The sequence below is a fragment of the Sediminicola luteus genome, assembly GCF_040566555.1.
Classification (GTDB): Bacteria; Bacteroidota; Bacteroidia; order Flavobacteriales; family Flavobacteriaceae; genus Sediminicola.
Window position 1 is genome coordinate 138,921 of record NZ_JBEWYP010000003.1, and the last position, 17,520, is coordinate 156,440.

At 39.1% G+C, this 17,520-nt stretch carries 16 protein-coding genes; 6 read left to right on the forward strand and 10 right to left on the reverse strand.

Annotation, left to right across the window (positions count from 1 at the left end; translation table 11 throughout):
• Positions 1-125: 125 nt before the first annotated feature.
• Positions 126-2,315 carry an outer membrane protein assembly factor BamB family protein gene (locus ABXZ32_RS06890; RefSeq protein WP_354617937.1) on the reverse strand — a complete coding sequence of 730 codons (2,190 nt, stop codon included), beginning with the start codon at positions 2,313-2,315 and terminating at the stop codon, positions 126-128.
• Between the two features lie 231 nt (positions 2,316-2,546).
• Between ABXZ32_RS06890 and ABXZ32_RS06895 the strand changes: the two genes are divergently transcribed.
• Positions 2,547-2,795, forward strand: a complete 249-nt coding sequence (locus ABXZ32_RS06895; protein WP_354617938.1) for a hypothetical protein — start codon at positions 2,547-2,549, stop codon at positions 2,793-2,795.
• A 2-nt stretch (positions 2,796-2,797) separates the two neighbouring features.
• Here the strand turns inward: ABXZ32_RS06895 and ABXZ32_RS06900 are convergent, their stop codons facing one another.
• Positions 2,798-4,297, reverse strand: a complete 1,500-nt coding sequence (locus tag ABXZ32_RS06900; RefSeq protein ID WP_354617939.1) for a transglutaminase-like domain-containing protein — start codon at positions 4,295-4,297, stop codon at positions 2,798-2,800.
• 215 nt (positions 4,298-4,512) lie between these two features.
• Here ABXZ32_RS06900 and ABXZ32_RS06905 point away from each other — a divergent pair, with 215 nt between their 5' ends.
• Complete coding sequence (locus ABXZ32_RS06905) at positions 4,513-7,161, forward strand: PAS domain-containing sensor histidine kinase (RefSeq protein ID WP_354617940.1); 2,649 nt, start codon at positions 4,513-4,515, stop codon at positions 7,159-7,161.
• 8 nt (positions 7,162-7,169) lie between these two features.
• The gene (locus ABXZ32_RS06910; RefSeq protein ID WP_354617941.1) at positions 7,170-7,553 is read left to right on the forward strand and encodes a response regulator; all 384 of its coding nucleotides are present in this window, start codon (positions 7,170-7,172) and stop codon (positions 7,551-7,553) included.
• Between the two features lie 153 nt (positions 7,554-7,706).
• Here ABXZ32_RS06910 and ABXZ32_RS06915 read toward each other — a convergent pair whose 3' ends face one another.
• The 3 genes from ABXZ32_RS06915 to ABXZ32_RS06925 form a co-directional block, all read right to left on the reverse strand.
• Positions 7,707-8,618 (reverse strand): sugar phosphate isomerase/epimerase family protein, encoded by a 912-nt coding sequence (locus ABXZ32_RS06915; RefSeq protein WP_354617942.1) that lies wholly within the window; start codon positions 8,616-8,618, stop codon positions 7,707-7,709.
• Between the two features lie 106 nt (positions 8,619-8,724).
• Positions 8,725-9,282, reverse strand: a complete 558-nt coding sequence (locus ABXZ32_RS06920) for a DUF4251 domain-containing protein (protein ID WP_354617943.1) — start codon at positions 9,280-9,282, stop codon at positions 8,725-8,727.
• A gap of 98 nt (positions 9,283-9,380) precedes the next feature.
• The gene (locus ABXZ32_RS06925; RefSeq protein ID WP_354617944.1) at positions 9,381-10,181 is read right to left on the reverse strand and encodes a BtpA/SgcQ family protein; all 801 of its coding nucleotides are present in this window, start codon (positions 10,179-10,181) and stop codon (positions 9,381-9,383) included.
• A 65-nt stretch (positions 10,182-10,246) separates the two neighbouring features.
• Here ABXZ32_RS06925 and ABXZ32_RS06930 point away from each other — a divergent pair, with 65 nt between their 5' ends.
• The 3 genes from ABXZ32_RS06930 to ABXZ32_RS06940 all read left to right on the forward strand — a co-directional run bounded on the left by ABXZ32_RS06930 (position 10,247) and on the right by ABXZ32_RS06940 (position 12,752).
• A complete protein-coding gene (locus ABXZ32_RS06930) occupies positions 10,247-11,167 on the forward strand; it encodes a carbohydrate kinase family protein (RefSeq protein WP_354617945.1) in 921 nt (306 codons plus the stop codon).
• A complete protein-coding gene (locus ABXZ32_RS06935; protein WP_354617946.1) occupies positions 11,164-12,084 on the forward strand; it encodes a pseudouridine-5'-phosphate glycosidase in 921 nt (306 codons plus the stop codon). Before ABXZ32_RS06930 ends, ABXZ32_RS06935 begins: the two co-directional genes overlap by 4 nt.
• Before the next feature lie 83 nt (positions 12,085-12,167).
• Entirely contained in the window at positions 12,168-12,752 is a 585-nt protein-coding gene (locus tag ABXZ32_RS06940; RefSeq protein WP_354617947.1) for a pseudouridine synthase, read from the forward strand.
• Between the two features lie 62 nt (positions 12,753-12,814).
• Here ABXZ32_RS06940 and ABXZ32_RS06945 read toward each other — a convergent pair whose 3' ends face one another.
• The 5 genes from ABXZ32_RS06945 to ABXZ32_RS06965 all read right to left on the reverse strand — a co-directional run bounded on the left by ABXZ32_RS06945 (position 12,815) and on the right by ABXZ32_RS06965 (position 17,441).
• Positions 12,815-13,384: a PAS domain-containing protein gene (locus ABXZ32_RS06945; RefSeq protein ID WP_354617948.1), complete on the reverse strand. Its 570-nt coding sequence runs from the start codon at positions 13,382-13,384 to the stop codon at positions 12,815-12,817.
• A 295-nt stretch (positions 13,385-13,679) separates the two neighbouring features.
• Positions 13,680-14,183, reverse strand: a complete 504-nt coding sequence (locus ABXZ32_RS06950) for a GreA/GreB family elongation factor (protein ID WP_354617949.1) — start codon at positions 14,181-14,183, stop codon at positions 13,680-13,682.
• A 63-nt stretch (positions 14,184-14,246) separates the two neighbouring features.
• Entirely contained in the window at positions 14,247-14,942 is a 696-nt protein-coding gene (locus tag ABXZ32_RS06955; RefSeq protein WP_354617950.1) for a 3-keto-disaccharide hydrolase, read from the reverse strand.
• Between the two features lie 21 nt (positions 14,943-14,963).
• Positions 14,964-16,091, reverse strand: coding sequence for a D-TA family PLP-dependent enzyme (locus ABXZ32_RS06960; protein ID WP_354617951.1), 1,128 nt, complete (start codon positions 16,089-16,091; stop codon positions 14,964-14,966).
• A gap of 15 nt (positions 16,092-16,106) precedes the next feature.
• A complete protein-coding gene (locus ABXZ32_RS06965) occupies positions 16,107-17,441 on the reverse strand; it encodes a sodium/glutamate symporter (RefSeq protein WP_354617952.1) in 1,335 nt (444 codons plus the stop codon).
• Positions 17,442-17,520: the final 79 nt, after the last annotated feature.

A 17,520-nucleotide genomic window follows, 5' to 3' on the forward strand; every position in this document is an offset into this window, starting at 1 on the left:
AAATGAATTTCCAGTAAAAATACCCTCAAAATGACACTTCCGAAAAAGGAAACTATTGGACTTTGTTCTCAACTGCGCTCGAACTGACAACTCCGACAAGGCTTAATATCGAGATGAAGTTGCTGCTAATTCTTAATCCCAAAAGCGATAATTTTATTTCCCTTTTCTGTTCCTAATTTTTCCCCTCCACAGGCAATCACAATGTATTGTTTGCCATTTACCATATACGTACTTGGCGTGGCGAATGCTGGTGCAGGAAGCTTGTACTCCCAAAGTAGGGTGCCGTTTTTTTTATCAAAAGCCCTAAAATAGCCATCTTTGGTAGCTGCAATGAAAAGCAGTCCGTTTTTTGTTAGTAAGGGCCCACCGTAATTTTCTGTTCCAGTTGTCGGGTGTCCTGCGGCCTTTAAGCTTTCTGTTTCCCCCAAGGGAATGGACCATTTATAATCGCCCGTATTTAAATCAATGGCATGTAGGGTCCCCCATGGTGGAGAAATCGCTGGTAAATTATTGCTGTCCATGAATTTGAAATACCCTGTATGCTCATAGGACAAGGGCCCATTTGATTTTGGTTTGTTTTCTGATTTTGCAACAATTTCTGTCTTGTCCTCTTTCACTTCAAATAAAAAGTCCAGCAACATGGTTTTCTCCTCTTTGGATATTTGTGGAAATCCGGGCATCATCCCTTTTCCTTTGTCTATGATATTGAGTACCTCAGGCTTGGCGTACTTCGAATTTAAATTTTTCAATGATGGAAATCCGCTTGCAGGAATCCCTGTCATATCTAGTTTATGACAGGTAGCACAATACTGGCTATAGATGGAAGCACCAAGGGGTAGACTGTCGTCAATGACGTTCGATTTTTCTTTAAGTTGCAGGATCCAAGCCATTTCATTGGCATTCACATATAAAATCCCTTCTTGCGGGTCGGCCCCAGCGCCGCCCCATTCTGCTCCCCCATCATAACCTGGGAGCAATAAAACGGGTGCTAGGCCTGGAGGGGCATATTGCCTTCTGTCCATCTTCCTGAAACGCTCTAGGAGCTCCTCCCGGTTCTGTGCGTATGGACTAATATCATTTTCTGTAAAAACATTGGATTGCCTTGCGAAGGGTTTGGGTTTGGTAGGAATTGGTTGGGTGGGCCAGGCCTCCTCTCCGGGAATACTAGAAGGGGGTACCTCCACTTCTTCAATATCGAATAGGGGTTCCCCAGTTCGCCTATCAAAAACGAAAACATAGCCCTGTTTTGTAATCTGGGCCACTGCCGGTATTTTAACCCCGTTATGTACCACTTCAATAAGGTTGGGCGGTGCCGGAAGGTCCCTATCCCATAGATCGTGATGGGTAAATTGAAAATACCATTTTAGTGTTCCTGTTGTGGCATCCATCGCTAAAAGGCAATTTGCATAGAGATTACTTCCCCTTCTAGCACCGCCATAAAAGTCGGGGGCGACAGAACCAGTAGGCACGTAAACTATTCCTAGGGCTTCATCTAAAGCCATACCGGCCCAATTGTTTGCCCCGCCTATGCCATCACTTTTATAGGCATCTTTGTCTTTCCAAGAATCGTAACCCGTTTCTCCGGGGTGTGGAATGGTATGAAAGCGCCAGACCAATTCTCCACTGTTGCAGTCAATTGCCACCAAATTGCCAGGGGCAGAACTCTCATTTTCCGCAACCCTAACAGGCATTATAATCAGATTTTTATAAATGGTACCTGGCGTTGTGGAGGTGACAAACTTATCAGAGGCGTTTTCTGGCAGGGCAATGTGGAGATCTATTCTACCTTCTTTACCAAAACTATTGATAGGTTTTCCTGTTTTCGCATTCAAGGCATAAAGAAAAGGGCCGGTTACGAAAAATATACGACCCTCATTGCCGTCATCATAGAAACTAACCCCTCTATTTGCCGAATGGCCAGAATTTTCATCATCCTCAAAACGCCAAACCTCTTTCCCTGTTGCGGCATGCAGGGCAATAGTTTTTTGGTCGGCTGTTACCCCATATAACAGCGTGTCGATAATAATAGGATTCATCTGCATTTGGCCCATATCTGGAGCATCATAGGACCATAGCACTGTTAGGCGATCAAGATTAGTTTTGTCTATTTGGTCAAGCGTTGAAAAATGATTTCTATCCGGCCCTCCTAAATAGTGTCTCCATTGGTCGTAATCGAGGCGTGCTTCCGAAGTCTCATTACTATTGAAACAAGAAGAAAGCAAGAAGGCAATTGCCAATAGTCCCATATGGATACTTGAAGTAATGATTTTTGAATTTCTGGGATTTTCAAAATAGGACTTGGCGTGCGACTTCATGCTATTTAGTGGTATTGGAGGTTGGATTTAAATTTGTAGACCAGAATTGATTCTAAATAAATATAAAACATATTGCAGGAATTCTATTGAATCTTTTGTTCAAGCATTCTCTTTTTAATCAAAAAAGAAAGTTTTCTGTCCTCCTTAAGGGTCTTTTAAAAATGGTTATATTTAACATAATCAAATACTTAGAAATCTATTTTATTTTAATTCATACAAATATCCATACTTATGACTCGTTTAAAAGAACTTAAATTCTTCACCTTGGCCATGTTGTTATGTAGTTTTTTAGCTGCCAGCTCACTTACATCCTGCCGCGAACAAAAAGAAAAGGAAAAAACGGAAGAGCAGGAAATTCATTCAGAATCAGATGAACACCCTGAAGGCGAAGAACATCCCGCCAAAGAAGGGGAAGAACATCCTGAAGGCCAGGAACACCCTGAAGGACAGGAACACCCTACTGACTCCGTATCAGGATAGTATTACAGAGAATCTGAGGTCAGAGGTGCCGTCTTCCTGCGAAATGAAAAAAATGTTTTCGGGTATGCCGGCTCCTTGCCTATTTCCATAACCGGATAGGCAAGAAAGTTGATGGGCCCTGAATGGGGACCGGGGTCGAGCTGAAGGTCGCGCCCTCGCGTGAATTCAATCCTATTGGCCGGATGCCGCCCAAAATAGTAGGTGGCCAAGGCAGTGTACTTATTTGCTTCACTTATATCTACGGGCCACCATTTACCCTCGGCATAAAATTCTGCCCAACAGTGATAGCCGTCTATGCCCCCTTCGTCGCGATCTGAAGGGATAGAAGCCCCTACGGCAAACCGTGAAGGTATTCCAGCAGACCTGGCCAGCGAAATAAACAAGGAATGGAATTCGGTACAGTTTCCGGTTAGGGCACTGCAGGCATAGACAGCATCTCCCGTTCCATATTTCCCCGCTTTGATATAGCGCATATTGTCAATTATATAGTCATATAAGGCTCTTGCCTGCATAATGGTGCCTTCCTTGCGTTTGTCCCCAATAATAGAATCTGATAGAACTTCAAATCGGTCACCAATGGGTAACAAAATATTGGCATCCAGATATGGCGATGGGTCAGCAGCTTCCGTATATGGTTTTTTTTCCTGCCGTTTCACATCATAGACAAGGTCCACCTTCTTCCCGCTATGTTCTGGAGATAGTTCCATATATAAAATGGAATTGCCATATTTCTTTTCTTTTATTATCCGATGCGCAACGGGAGCATCTATAGATTGTAGTTCAACAGTTTGAAAGCGATCTGTTTGAGGAAGGGGAAGCCACATTTTTGCAGGTGCAGCCATTTCTGGCAAGGTAACCTCGTAACGAAATTCGAAAGCGTCCTCCCCTTCTACGACCCCTAGTAAATCTGTGGAGGCATTTTGGACAGGCATTCTGTACCACGTTTTGTTCTTCCGCTGTTTCCAGGTATAGAAGGGTTTCCCATTGAGTTTGTGTAGGGTGGTTTCAGTAACGGTCATGCTGCCCGGATCGCCTTCCAAGAAAAAATCCACATCATATACATCCCCACTTACATCTGCTAGATCCACACAGGCAAAATGACGTTGTGGCCCTAAATTGGAAAGGTATTCTGTATGTACCCGCACCAGCTGTAATTGCAGTTCTTTATCTTCCGTGTCGATTAAGAAATACCCGCCACCCTCTTCTACCTTTTTGGCAATATTGGTTTTGATGCCTGCTTCTATATCGCTGGTAACCACGTTGGGAACCTTCCTTTCAGTATGTTGTTTTTCTTCTTTCTGTTGTTTGGGGTTCAAATTGCAGGCCATTAACGTGGTCAGAACACCTACAAGAATAAGTATCGAATTTTTCATTCTATGATATGATTTCTCTAGTTCTGAATTTACGATATTTTCTGCAATCTTAAAATAAGGTAATCCTGGTAAGAGGACAATGGCCAATAGGATCAATGGAATTTTAGAAGTAAAGATTTTCGAAACCATAAAACACTCATAATTCTTAGCAGTGTTAATTATCCTTCTTTAAAGTATTGGAGTTGGATTTTAGATCTTGTAACATGTTCAAATTCTATGAATTATTATAGAACAATGCAACCTATATTGACCATTCATACAGTTTATACAATGATTTTCTACAATTTAGTCCAAATTGGTTTTTTGAGAGAATTAATTCTTAAATTGTTATTCAAAAGCATTTTATGTATGTCCTTGCTTCGATTCTAATTCAATTTTTATTAGTCTCCATTTGCATTCTTGTATTTTTTAATCTGAGGGAAAAACTAGGCTTAGCACCGGTTTACATTCTACTCGGATGTCTTCAATATTTCCAAGTCAACTTGGAAAACCTGAGCAGCTTTAAATTTTTGGGGGAATACCCAATGTATCCAGCTTCTGTGGTGTTATTCAGCGCGCTTTTATTTGCTGTTTTACTGATCTATATCAAGGAAGGTGTAGTGAGCGCTAGAACCCTTATTATAGGTATTCTAATTTCAAACCTTTTTTTAACCGTATTGTTTGAAATTATTTCTGCCCAAGATTATTTTGTAAGAAATCAATTCGATGATATTGATTTAAACTCCAATGTGCTATTCAACATTAATTACAAATACTTCATTATTGGCACTATTATTTTATTTGTTGATTTCATCTTATTAGTGAGCATTTATCAGTTTTTAGTTAGTAAAATTAAAAAACCGTTTTTCTTTTTTGTCCTCTTTTTATCGCTTTGGACGGTTTTGATGTTTGATGCCTTGGCTTTTAATACAGCCCTTTTTTATGGCACTTCAAATTATGCACCCTCCCTTATAGGACATATTATCGGAAAATCTTTTTCAGCACTTTTATTTTCCATCATTCTTTACATCTATTTGACTCACATTGATAAAGAGGTGGTATCCACTTCATTTATTGCCGATCAAAAACGGGATATTTTTTCCATCTTCACCTTTAGAAAAAAATATTTGGATCTTAAAATCGAAAAAGAGAATACCGAAAAAGAATTAAACGAACGCTTTGAGACCACTTTATTAAAAATTTCTGATGGAGTGGTATCCCTAGATAAGAATTGGTGCTATACCTATGTGAATAAAAATGCTGGGCAGTTTTTAAACAGGGAACCAAATAGTTTAATAGGGAAGCATATATGGACAGAATTTCCTGAAGGGGTAGGACTCCCTTTTTATGATGCGTATCACGTTGCTGAAAAAACACAGCAAACCCAATATTTCGAAGAATATTATGAACCTTATAATAAATGGTTCGAAAATAGAATTTACCCTAGTACAGAAGGTCTAACCATTTACTTTTCAGATATTACCGAACAGAAGAAAGCGCAACAAGCCTTATTGGAAAGTGAGGCCTTTAACAAAGGTATCTTATCATCTTTGAGCGCGCATATTGCTGTAATAGATAAAACTGGTGAAATTTTAGCAGTAAATAAAGCCTGGGACAATTTTTCGCTTGAAAATGGAGAATTTAATTTGGCCCGTACTTCCGTTGGAAGCAATTATTTAAAGGAATGTGAGAATGCAATTTCTAGAGGAGATGCCTTATCACAAAAAGTCTTAGAAGGGCTATTGTCCGTTCTACATAAAAAACAATCCAGTTTTAAAATGGAGTATCCATGCCATTCTCCTGGAGAAGAACGCTGGTTTACCCTACAAATAGTTCCTTTTGGTAATGCATCGGACAAATTGGTAATATCACATACCAACGTAACCCAACTTAAGACTACAGAAAAGAAACTTGAAGATTCCAATGCAAAATTAAAAGAAGCACAGCGGTTGGCGAAAATAGGGAACTGGGAATTTAACCCGAAGACCAAAGATGTATTTTTTTCTGATGAGATGTACAATATTTTGGAAATAAACAAGGAATCCCAAGACGACTTATTTGAGCTATATAGGTCTAAATGCCAGCCCGAAGACTTCGATAAATTTAATGAACTTGTAAATAATGCTGTATATAAGGAAGAAGGCTATGAAATTGGTTATTACGTAAAAGGCAATGATGGTACCCTTAAGTATATAAACGAGATTTGTGAAGTTGTAAAGAGTGAAAATGGAAAGGATTTAATATTAAAAGGGACGATACAGGACGTTACAAAAGAGAAATTGATCAATGATGAACTTTCCCGAAAAAATGAGGAGCTACAAAAAGCAAATATAGAATTGGACCGATTTGTTTATAGTGCATCCCATGATTTAAGAGCTCCCTTAACTTCTTTAAGAGGATTGATACAAATTATGGAAATGATCCTCAAACCAGAAGATGAGGAACTAAAAGAGCCTTTATGCTTGATGTCCACTACAATTGATAAAATGGATGTATTTATCAGAAGTATTTTTGATTACTCCGTAAATTCAAGAACAGAAGTATCCGCAGAAAATATTAATTTTGAAGAATTAATAGCGTCTGTTTGGGAGAGTTTGAAATATATGAATATCAATTCCAATATTAAATCCACCATTAATATCACCCAAGAGGGCGACTTTTATTCAGATAAGAAAAGACTGGAGATTGTCTTGGGAAACCTGGTATCGAATGCCATCAAATATTATGATAAGGACAAGGCTGAGCACATTTTAAATATCACTGTAACTGCAGATAAAAAAAATGCCTACATCGTTATAGAAGACAATGGTATTGGTATAGGACAAGAGCATATCGATAAGATATTCGAAATGTTCTATCGTGCCACCAAATTATCAACAGGTTCAGGAATGGGAATGTATATTGTGAAAGAAACTATAGATAGGCTAAACGGTACCATACAAATTGACTCCGAATTAAATAAAGGAACAACCTTTAGACTTACAATACCGAACTCTAATGACCATTCTGTTTAACTATGACCGTGAATGAAATATTATTAATTGATGATAATTATATTGATAATTTTATCAATAAAACAATTCTTACCAGAGAAAAAATAGCTGAGACCATAACGGTAAAGCTATCTCCTCTTGAAGCCTTAGAATACTTGGCAAGCAAAACGGATCGATTTCCAGAACTTATATTTTTGGACATAAAAATGCCACAAATGGATGGCTTTGAATTCTTGAGCGCATTTGAAAAATTGTCGGAGGAACAAAAAGAAAAATGTAGGATAATAATGCTCAGTTCGTCCCATAATATGGAAGATATTGAAACTGCAAAGAAAAATCCCTATGTCCTGGAATATCTGATCAAGCCGTTGGACTCTTCAAAACTAAATGCCTTACTGGAGTTAATAGTATAAAAGAAGTAAGTACTTAGTCCCTATACAATTAGGCACACCCCTCCTTTCCAATTCCCGTCTCCATCATCCATACAATACAATATTGATGAAGGCTTTTATGTCTTACCATAGAACAGAGAATCAAAATTAAAAGGCAATAAGAATATAAAACAGCTATAAATATTTTTGCAGATGTTGCTTAAAGTAAGCAGCACTGTCCGTAATACTCTGTATCGAATTCTCGGCAAAATTACCGCCTTGTTCCAAATAATAGAATTCCAAAACGTCCGTAGGAATAGTGGATAGTAGTTTGATATAGTCGATGGAACCATTGCCCAATTCAGTATAGTCCCTGGTTATCTTATCCATATCCTTGATGTGCCACATCACATAGCGGCCAGGTTGATTTGCAATCAGTTCAGCTGGACTCACTTTAGAAGAGTGCACCACCCAGTAAAGGTCCATTTGCAACTTCACCAAAGTGGGGTCTGTTTCGCGTAGAATAATGTCATACCCCGTTTCCCCACCGTGATCTGTAAATTCAAAATCATGATTGTGATAGGCAAACCCTAGTCCAGCACTGTATACCTGCTCCCCTATCCTATTCAATTTATCAGAAAGTATTTTGAAATTGTCCAGGGTACGATAGTTAGGGTGCAACCATGGCCAGGTAATATATCGCTTATCGAGGGCCAGGGCCCCTTCAATACATTGATCTGTATACCTCTTAAGTTGATCTATGGGTTGTTCAAAATAGTCCGAATAATTGTAATGTCCGCTTGAAGCGGTTAGCTGCAGATCATCCAATATGTGTTTAAAATCAGAGGCCTTGTAGCCATAATACGAGCCTTTCTCCCCATCATACCCATAGAGCTCCAAATCCTCATAACCTAGGCCTGCAACCATTTTTAAACTTCCTATGGGGTCCCTTTTCATGGCATCGCGAATGGTAAAGAGCTGTAGGCCTATTTTGTAGCTTCTTTTTTGGGCCATAGAAAATCCTGTAAGGGGTAGCATGGTGGCTGCAGATAGTAAACTAGCTTGTTTTAGAAAGTTTCTTCGGCTATTGGTATGGATTTCTTGCATTTTTTAAAATTGATTGTACTGAGGTCTAAAATTAAGGAATAAAATGGTTGAGGTAGGTTTATTAATTAATGCATTGATCTTGTAGTGCTCAAACGAAGAACAATAGTTATTCACTTAGAATGGGCTCCACCTTACCTCGATACCGTATCGTAAATCGTTCTGTGCTGTTTACGTTAATGTTGCTGGAAAGATTAGGGGACAAGGTGATGAACACCCGAAAGGATTCTGTTCTATTATTTATGTTAAAGCTTATTTCCTTGCTTCCGGTCTTTTTATCCTCCGTTACTTCATAATTTCTCGGGACACCTTTAAATTGAATGGCATTATCATTGTTGGAATACCCTCCGCCCATTTGTCGCTCTCCAAAATAGGGAAGATAGGCTGATATGGTATCGCCCTCCATTTTTAAAAAATTGGTGTTCCCTATTAAGCTGATCATATTCCCCGTGCTCCCTATCGGTAAAAGTCCGGCGTTGGAAATACTGTTCATACTATTGGTCATTAAGGGCATGGCCCAATCTGATTGAATTTGGAAAGATTTTGAGGTTACCAGCTCTTCCAGTTGCTGTATTTGTGCTTGGGATGAGACTATTTTGGAAGAAGAACCACAACTGATGGTTATTCCTGCAATCAAAACGGCTACATGCTTAAAATTCAGTTTCATGATTACCCCTATTTATAGATGGATCATGAAGTTATGGACTTTTTTGAACAATGCGTTTTAAAGTTTTTATAAAATTTAAAGGTACGTTCAAGAGGGAATTATAATTTTTTAACGAGTTTCATGAACTCTGAAACACGATTGTATTCCAATTCATTTTGCCAGTAACCTTCTTTTTTGAAATAGGAACCAACGATCATTCCATCGCAAATGGGCCAATAATCAACAACATTGTCCTTTGTAATGCCAGAGCCGATAAGGACGGGAGTTTCGAGATCTTCTAAGGAATTTAATTCTTCAACCGAAGCCGAAACCCCAGTATGGCTGCCGGTAATTATGATTCCATCACTTAGGAAAAATTGCGCAGCCTTAGCAGTGTCCAATAAAGTGACATCATTGGTGATAGCATGGGAGCTATGTTTCTTTTTTATATCTGTAAATATTGCTATTTCTTCAGCATTTATATTTTTTCTATACCGCAGCAACTCCCCTGCTTGGGCCTCAATAAACCCCTCATCTGCCACGTGGGCAAATACAAAACCCTCTGCTCGAATAAAATCGAGTCCAGCTGCCTTGGCGGCTGCTAAGGCTTCCATATTGGCTCCCGCCAGAATTTGGATGCCCACGGGGAGTTGGGTCTTTTGTTTTATGAGATACCCAACTAAGGTCATTAGGGAACTGATCTCATGACCCACATTTCCTTTGAGATAGGGCACATCATGCATGTTTTCTATCATGATGGCATCAATCCCTGCCTTCATATATATATCCGCCTCATCTAAGGCTGCCCTTATAATTTCGGAAGAATTCAAAGAATTTTTTGGAGTTCCAGGTAGAGCCTTAAGATGGATCATGCCTATAACTGGCTTTATTCCATTAAAAACTGAGGTAAATTTATCCATGAAAGCTATCTAATTCCCTTAAAATTACGTAAATTTAAGAAGGTATTCATCTAATAATCAGAAAGATGTCCAATATTCCAAAAGTAACGGTAATTGGTGCTTCCAACGTTGATTTAATAGGTCTGGCTAAGGAAAAATTAATTTATGAGGATTCCAATGTTGGTTCGATTGACACGATCCTCGGAGGGGTCGGTCGCAATATTGCTGAAAATTTAAAACATTTAGGGTTTGATGTTGATTTCCTAAGTGTATTTGCTGATGATGAGTTTTCTAAAACTTTAAAAAATTCCTGTAAGGATCTAGGCATCTCCATTGAACATAGTTTAACGGTCAAAGGGAGTAATACATCACTTTACGTGGCGATCATGGACCATTACCGTGATTTGGCTTTGGCCCTTTCCGCTATGGATATTTACGATACTATTCCCGATAGTTTTATTTTGGAAAAGTTGGACGTTATCGCCCAAAATGAATTTTGTGTGATAGAGACCAATCTTCCTGTTTCCATCTTGGAACTTGTCACAGAAAAACTCCCTAACACTAAATTTGCTTTGGAAGCTGTTTCTGCAAAAAAGGCCTTAAAAGCCATATCAATCATAGATAGATTACATATTTTAAAATGTAATGCCAAGGAAGCCGAATTGCTGAGCAATATGACAGTCCAATATGAAAGCGATTACGAGAAAATCATTGAACATTTTTTGGGGATGGGAGTGAAAAAAGTTTTCATTACCCTGGGTAAAGATGGTGTTGCTTATGGGGACCAAAATGAAATCTTCATCAATAAAAACAATATCCTCATTCCAGTCAATACCATTGGAGCTGGGGACGCCTTTATGGCCGGACTAATCTATGGAGAAACCAAGGGAATGGATCTTTATGACATGGTTAATTTTGGAACTGGCTGTGCCCAAATCACAATTCAACATAAAAATGCAGTACATCCCGAGATATGCGAGGAAATGGTTTTAAAAACCATGCAATGATTGCAAGCATCCTCGACATTCAATCGGAGGTAAAGAATGCTTTAAATGGAGGCTTGCCCATTGTAGCATTGGAATCTACTATAATCTCCCATGGCATGCCCTATCCACAAAATTTGGAAACTGCTTTACAAGTTGAGCAAATCCTGAGAGATTACGGGGTTGTTCCTGCAACTACTGCTGTACTTAACGGGAAGCTCAAAGTAGGGTTGACTGAAAAAGAACTTGTTCACCTAGCCAAATCAGGGCAAAAAATTGTAAAAGCCAGTCGTAGGGATCTTCCATACCTCTTATCAAAAAACATAGATGGGGCCACAACAGTGGCATCTACAATGATTGCTGCCCAATTGGCTGGAATTTCTATAATGGCCACTGGAGGTATCGGAGGGGTTCATCGAGGTGCTTCAGAAAGCTTCGACATTTCTGCGGATCTACAAGAGTTGGCCCATACCAACGTTGCAGTGGTCTGCGCTGGGATCAAATCCGTTCTGGATATTAGTTTGACCCTGGAATATCTCGAAACTCACGGGGTGCCCGTCCTCGGTTATAAAACCTCTGAATTACCTGCATTTTACACCCAAAAGAGCGGTTATAACGTAACTTATCGAATGGAAAGTGCCAAGGAAATTGCTCAAATGTTAAAGGTAAAGTGGGCCCTCCCCTTAAATGGCGGTGTCATTATTGCCAATCCCATTCCCAAGGAAAAGGAATTGTCATTTGAGGTAATGCACAAGGCTATTGAGGAGGCACTTTTAGAAGAGCAGAAGTTAGGAATAAAGGGAAAGGAAAGCACTCCCTTTCTTTTGGGCAAGGTTAAGCAATTAACCAGCGGCACCAGTCTTATGGCCAATATTGAGTTGGTGTATAACAATGCAAGAGTAGCTGCTGCTGTTGCTAAAGAATATATTGCCCTGATGTAATAATTGTTGATTTACCGGGAATAAAATTAAAGAAAAATGCATCTTTGGAAACAAATTTAATTCTATAACTAGTTGCATTCATAATGCCAATAACAAACCACCTTCATTATAAAATACACAAACCTTTTGGCATGTTGAGTCAGATGGGTTCAAATGATCCCAAAGAGGTTCGGAGTAAGCGGTTCTTGGAGGAACTGTTTAATTTTCCTGAAGGGATTATGCCTATAGGCCGTTTGGATGCGAAATCTGAAGGACTCCTGTTAATGACAACTGATGGTAAATTGAGTGATACCATTAATCGTTCTGGGGTAGAAAAGGAATATTACGTCCAATTGGATGGGGAGATCACAGAAAAAGAGATTGCAGACTTAGAAACTGGTGTAGAAATTGGTTTTGGCGGTAAAAGATACCATACCAAACCCTGTAAGGTCCATAAAATCAATACCCCCCACCTACTTCCTCCACCAGATCATAAACTGCGTATAGGGAGGCATAGGCCCACCTCATGGATCAGTATTGTATTGACCGAAGGAAAATTTAGACAAGTGCGTAAAATGACGGCGGCTGTTGGTTACCCTACCTTGAGATTGGTGAGGGTAAGAATAGGAATTACCACTTTAAGAGATCTTGCCCCAGGTGCTGTTGCGGAAATTGAAGTTCCATTTTAATTTATACCCAATGAATTTCTAATTATACCTACCGTTAAATCCGTTATACTACTAAAAACCCTCTATTTTGGGCTATACGTCTTAGAAAATACAGTTTCATATTGGTTATTGTCCTTCATATACTTGACATTGGCCGATAAAGGAAGTTTCACATCAGGATCTAAAACCGTATAATGCGCCATTCCGATAACAGGCTTACCAGATTCATCGAAATAAACCGGCGTTGAATTCTGAATAACGTGAACATATTGTCCGACCCCATTTTTTAAGCGGTAATTATAGGTATAACAAAGATGTTTACGTTCTTGCAAGGGGATTTCCTTCAGCGTAAATTCCATTAGATCCTGAAGTGCCATTAAATAACATTCCAGGTCTTCAGGATGCATTATGCTCCAAAAATACTTTATCCCTTTTGTTTTCATTTCTTGGGATTTCATTCCAGTACACACTTCAAAATTTTTACTTACAAAATCAAAGGACAAGGAAGTGGTGTTAATTAGGGTGAAGAAGGTGGAATTATAGGGCAGGTAAGCGTCCAATTCAATAATTTTCTTAATATGGTGCTCCAATGTTATATTGCCATTTGATTTAAAAATGGAACTGTAAGTATCCTTAATATCTTTGGTTGGCATTTCGGGGATTGAATTTAGATAACAGTAAAGAACGCAAGAAAAAAATCTATAATCAATGCTATTTCCATAATAATGATCGATTATTCTCTTAACATTGATAAAATGGGAACGATTATTATATTAATTATCTCCGACAAAGCTTAAAAAACGAACGTATAGCAGGTACTTAACAGGGATTTAATTACTATTTTATATATAAATATAAATGTCAATGGACAAATCTTTCCTTACAGTCCTATGGGTATGCACATTCTACCTCCCCCATACAATTGATTAAGAGACGGAATTCTACAAATTAGGAGTATTCAATTTTAAGGATTTCGAAGACTCTATTACCATTTTCCAATTTCAGGGTTGCCACTTCCCCTACCTTTTTATGGTTCAGGATTTTGGCCAAAGGTGAAGTAAAGGCAATTTTACCCTTAGAGATATCAGCCTCATCCACCCCTACGATCTGAAGCGTTTGTAATTTTCCTGTTGCTTGGACTTTTAATTGTATCTGTGCTCCAAACCTTATACTTTCTTTATCTTGACTACCAAGGTCAATAGGTCTGGCGCTATTTATACGGTCATTCAACAATTGGAGTTTACCGTTAAGAACCAATAATGCAATTCTTCTTTCATTGGCGTCGGCAATGTCCAATGTACTGCGCTCATGTAACAGCACTTCTCTTTCATCCATTAGCTTCTGTAATCCCACCGGGGTTACATAATTGGTCTCCCCGGCTGGCAAGTGCGCTCTTGGGGAAATTATAGGTATTTCTTCTTGGTCATCTTCCTTAACAAAGGCTCTACTCATAAATTTTCAATATTGTTATTATTTTAAAATAGAAAAAAATAAGGAGGATTCCAAGCCAAACACCTACTCTTGGACATCACTAAGTTCAATAATCGGGGTGAGTGTCAGTTTCCTGAACTCTACCTCCGATCCTTCTGCTTGCACGGCAATCTGTCCACTGCTCACCGTTGCATTATACCCATAGTTGGCCAAGGTACCATTGACCCAAACTTTAATTTCATTTTTAAAACATTCAATCACCATGGTATTCCAATCACCCAAGGGTTTTTCCAAGCCGTTTTTCAAGTTTTCAATACGCCTGTTCGTATCTTCGATGATTCCCCATGATTCCTTGGGACCTCTTCGTTCTACCATATTATCGGCAGTAATATCTTCCACAATTACCCAGAAGTCCCCAGCATTTTCATGTTCCATTTGCACCTCAATAGATTTTGGAAACATTTTATAAAGGGCCCTTGGGGTAGAGGCGTGAACCAAAATTCCACAATTCCCAGGTTCTCCTGTAAAACGGTATTCAATATCCAACCTATAATTTTTATACTCAGCATCAGTGATAAGATGGCCTCTGGGCGTCCCCAGGCTCACCAAATTACCATCTCGAACTATAAAGGGATTGATAGTATTGGTTAGGGTATCCATTTCTGGGACATCCACGTGCCAGCCCTCTAAATTTTGGCCGTTAAAAAGTGGGAAAGTTGTTTTGGTATTACAAGCAACTATTGTCAGAGTTATAGAGGCTAGAAATAATAGTTTTTTCATGGATTTTAGAAGATGTATTTGTTAAATATTGATTTTTCTTTTGCGTGCGGTAATCTGCCATGTGTCCACCTTGTTACCATTTTCGATAACTGCGACCTCGTCATATAAATTAATAGTGGGACAAATGTGATAAGGTACGCCATAGAAGACATCACCGACCGCAATTGTATCCCAATCCTTTACCTTAAGTACTCCGTGTTCCTCACTTTGTGATAGAAGCTCATAATCAGAAAGATTCAGAAATCTCACCCGACTATGAATAGGATTTTCTGAGGCCACCCCCTTATGCCCAAGATCTAGTGTAATAATGCCTTTTTTAGGTTTGGAAATTACTCGTGTGACCAATAGGGCAGCATATTGGAATTCTTGTTCCTCCATTTTGTCGCCATATCCCCAATCCCAAAACAAACACGTACCTGGACTGCAAATACGGCTTTCTTCCAAGAGATGGGCCGTAAATGAAGGTGTTCCGCCGCAAATAAGCTGACAGTTTGGGTCCTCCTTTTTTAATTGGGCGTATAGTGTATTGACCTTATTAAGGCCAAGCTCTATTTCCTCCTTTCTTTTTTGAAAGTCGCTATGCCTTAAATGCCCATCATAAACGTGTAAACCTCTAAAATAAAGATTTTTAAGATTTTTCACCTCAAACACAAGTTCATCCAAGTCGGCTCCCATTTCTATTCCAGAGCGGTCCATGCCGTTGTTGATATCAATGAAAATTGCGATACGAAGGTTTTTATTAAAAGCCACCTCATTAAGCCGTTGGGCGGAAGCAATATTATCTACAAGGGTTGAAAATACAGTTTTTGGATAATTTTCGATGAGCGACGCCAAACGTTCTACTTTGGGGCCTACCAATTGGTGGGCTATCAAAACCTCACTAGCCCCTTCCTGGGCGGCTATCTCGGCCTCTGCAATAGTAGACGCCTTGAACCTCGTTATGCCATTGGAGATCATAAGGGCAATGACCTTCGGCATTTTATTGGTTTTAACATGCGGCATCAATCTGGAAACATCATTGCCTACCATGGCCTTCATCTTATGAATATTGAACAGCAAGCGGTCCTTGTATAAGGCGATGGAAGGGGAATCCAATTCCGATACATTATTGATAAGGAACCAGTTTGATGATAAATTGCCAGGGGTCATAATTCTATATTTAAGTTAAGACACTTTATAAGTCCTGTTGAATTTCTTAATCAAGATATAAAGGATTATTCCTCCAAGCAAGCAACCGAGGGTAAAATGCCATTGAAATCCCTGGCTAGCCAAAATTGGAAAAAATACGAGACAAAGTACCTCAAATGGGGTCACCCCAATATAGCCCAAGGCGAAAACCGGTAATGTTTCGGATTTGGACTCAGGATCGACCATCCGTAATAAGGCGATACCGATTGCAGTTACCCCTAAGGACATGCCCCATAAAAAAATGGATTTTTCAAACCAGTAGGTAATGAATAATTTTGAACCCATAAACCGAAACAGAAAAATAGCAAGTGCTATACCCAAAATAAATATGAGAAGCAGGGGACCGGCAAATTTAATCACCACAGCCGTTTTTATGGACGCAATTCCAAATACCACAATGAGATCTGCGAATAACCCACAAATTCTACTCATCAGCTTTGGATCAAAATATTGCATTAATTTTAATTTGGACAACGAAGCCTTTAAAAGTAACCCTACCACAAAAGCAAATGAAAAGGCGGCAATGGTATAGCCACTTAAAAAAGGTTTGGTAATATTGGTGAGAAATATTCCGGCAAACCCAACAAATACTACTAACATAAGATGCATTAATAAAGGGTCTATGGCAATGTTCGAAAATGTGGCCTTCCCGATGGACTTTTGGTCCTTTAAAACTATCAGTCCAGTTTTATAACTATCGGGCAACTCATTAAAATTTTTGATAAATGAGGTGTGTTTCTTTTTTATACCCCATTGCACCATAATTACCCCGCCCATAGTTGCAGAAAATATCCCAACCGTAGCGCTTGTCATAGCCAAGGATTGTGCTTCTGCCCATTGCAAATTGGAGGCAAAAGACTCCCCTATGGCTGCCGCAGTTCCATGGCCCCCAAAAAAACCAGTGGCCAGGATGGCACCAAAACTGGTGTGGATCCCGGGATATAACCAGCTTAAAAAAGTAAGCCCGAACAGGAGTCCTATTCCCCATTGTAACAAGAGGATGATAATGGATGCACCTCCAATTTGAACGGTATTTCTTTTAAACTCTCTTGATTTATCTTTTTCAATGTCGAAGGTGAAAGGCAGGGAGCCAAACAAAAAAGCGATCATTATTCCTGGATAAGAACCAATTTGATCCGAAAACGGCAGAAATTCCAACCCATTAGTGCCCAAGAGTAGGCCTAATAACCCTGTAATAATACTTACAGGGATAAATAATTTTTGCAAAAAGGTGATTCTATTTCTTAGTATAAAACCAATTAAAAGAAGGATGGATATCAATCCTAAATCCTGGATAAAGCTAGATGGCATGGAAAGGTTTTAAATGAGCTTAATTGATTTTAATTAATTGAGGTTAAAGTACTTATGTTGATACAACCAAAGTTATCCT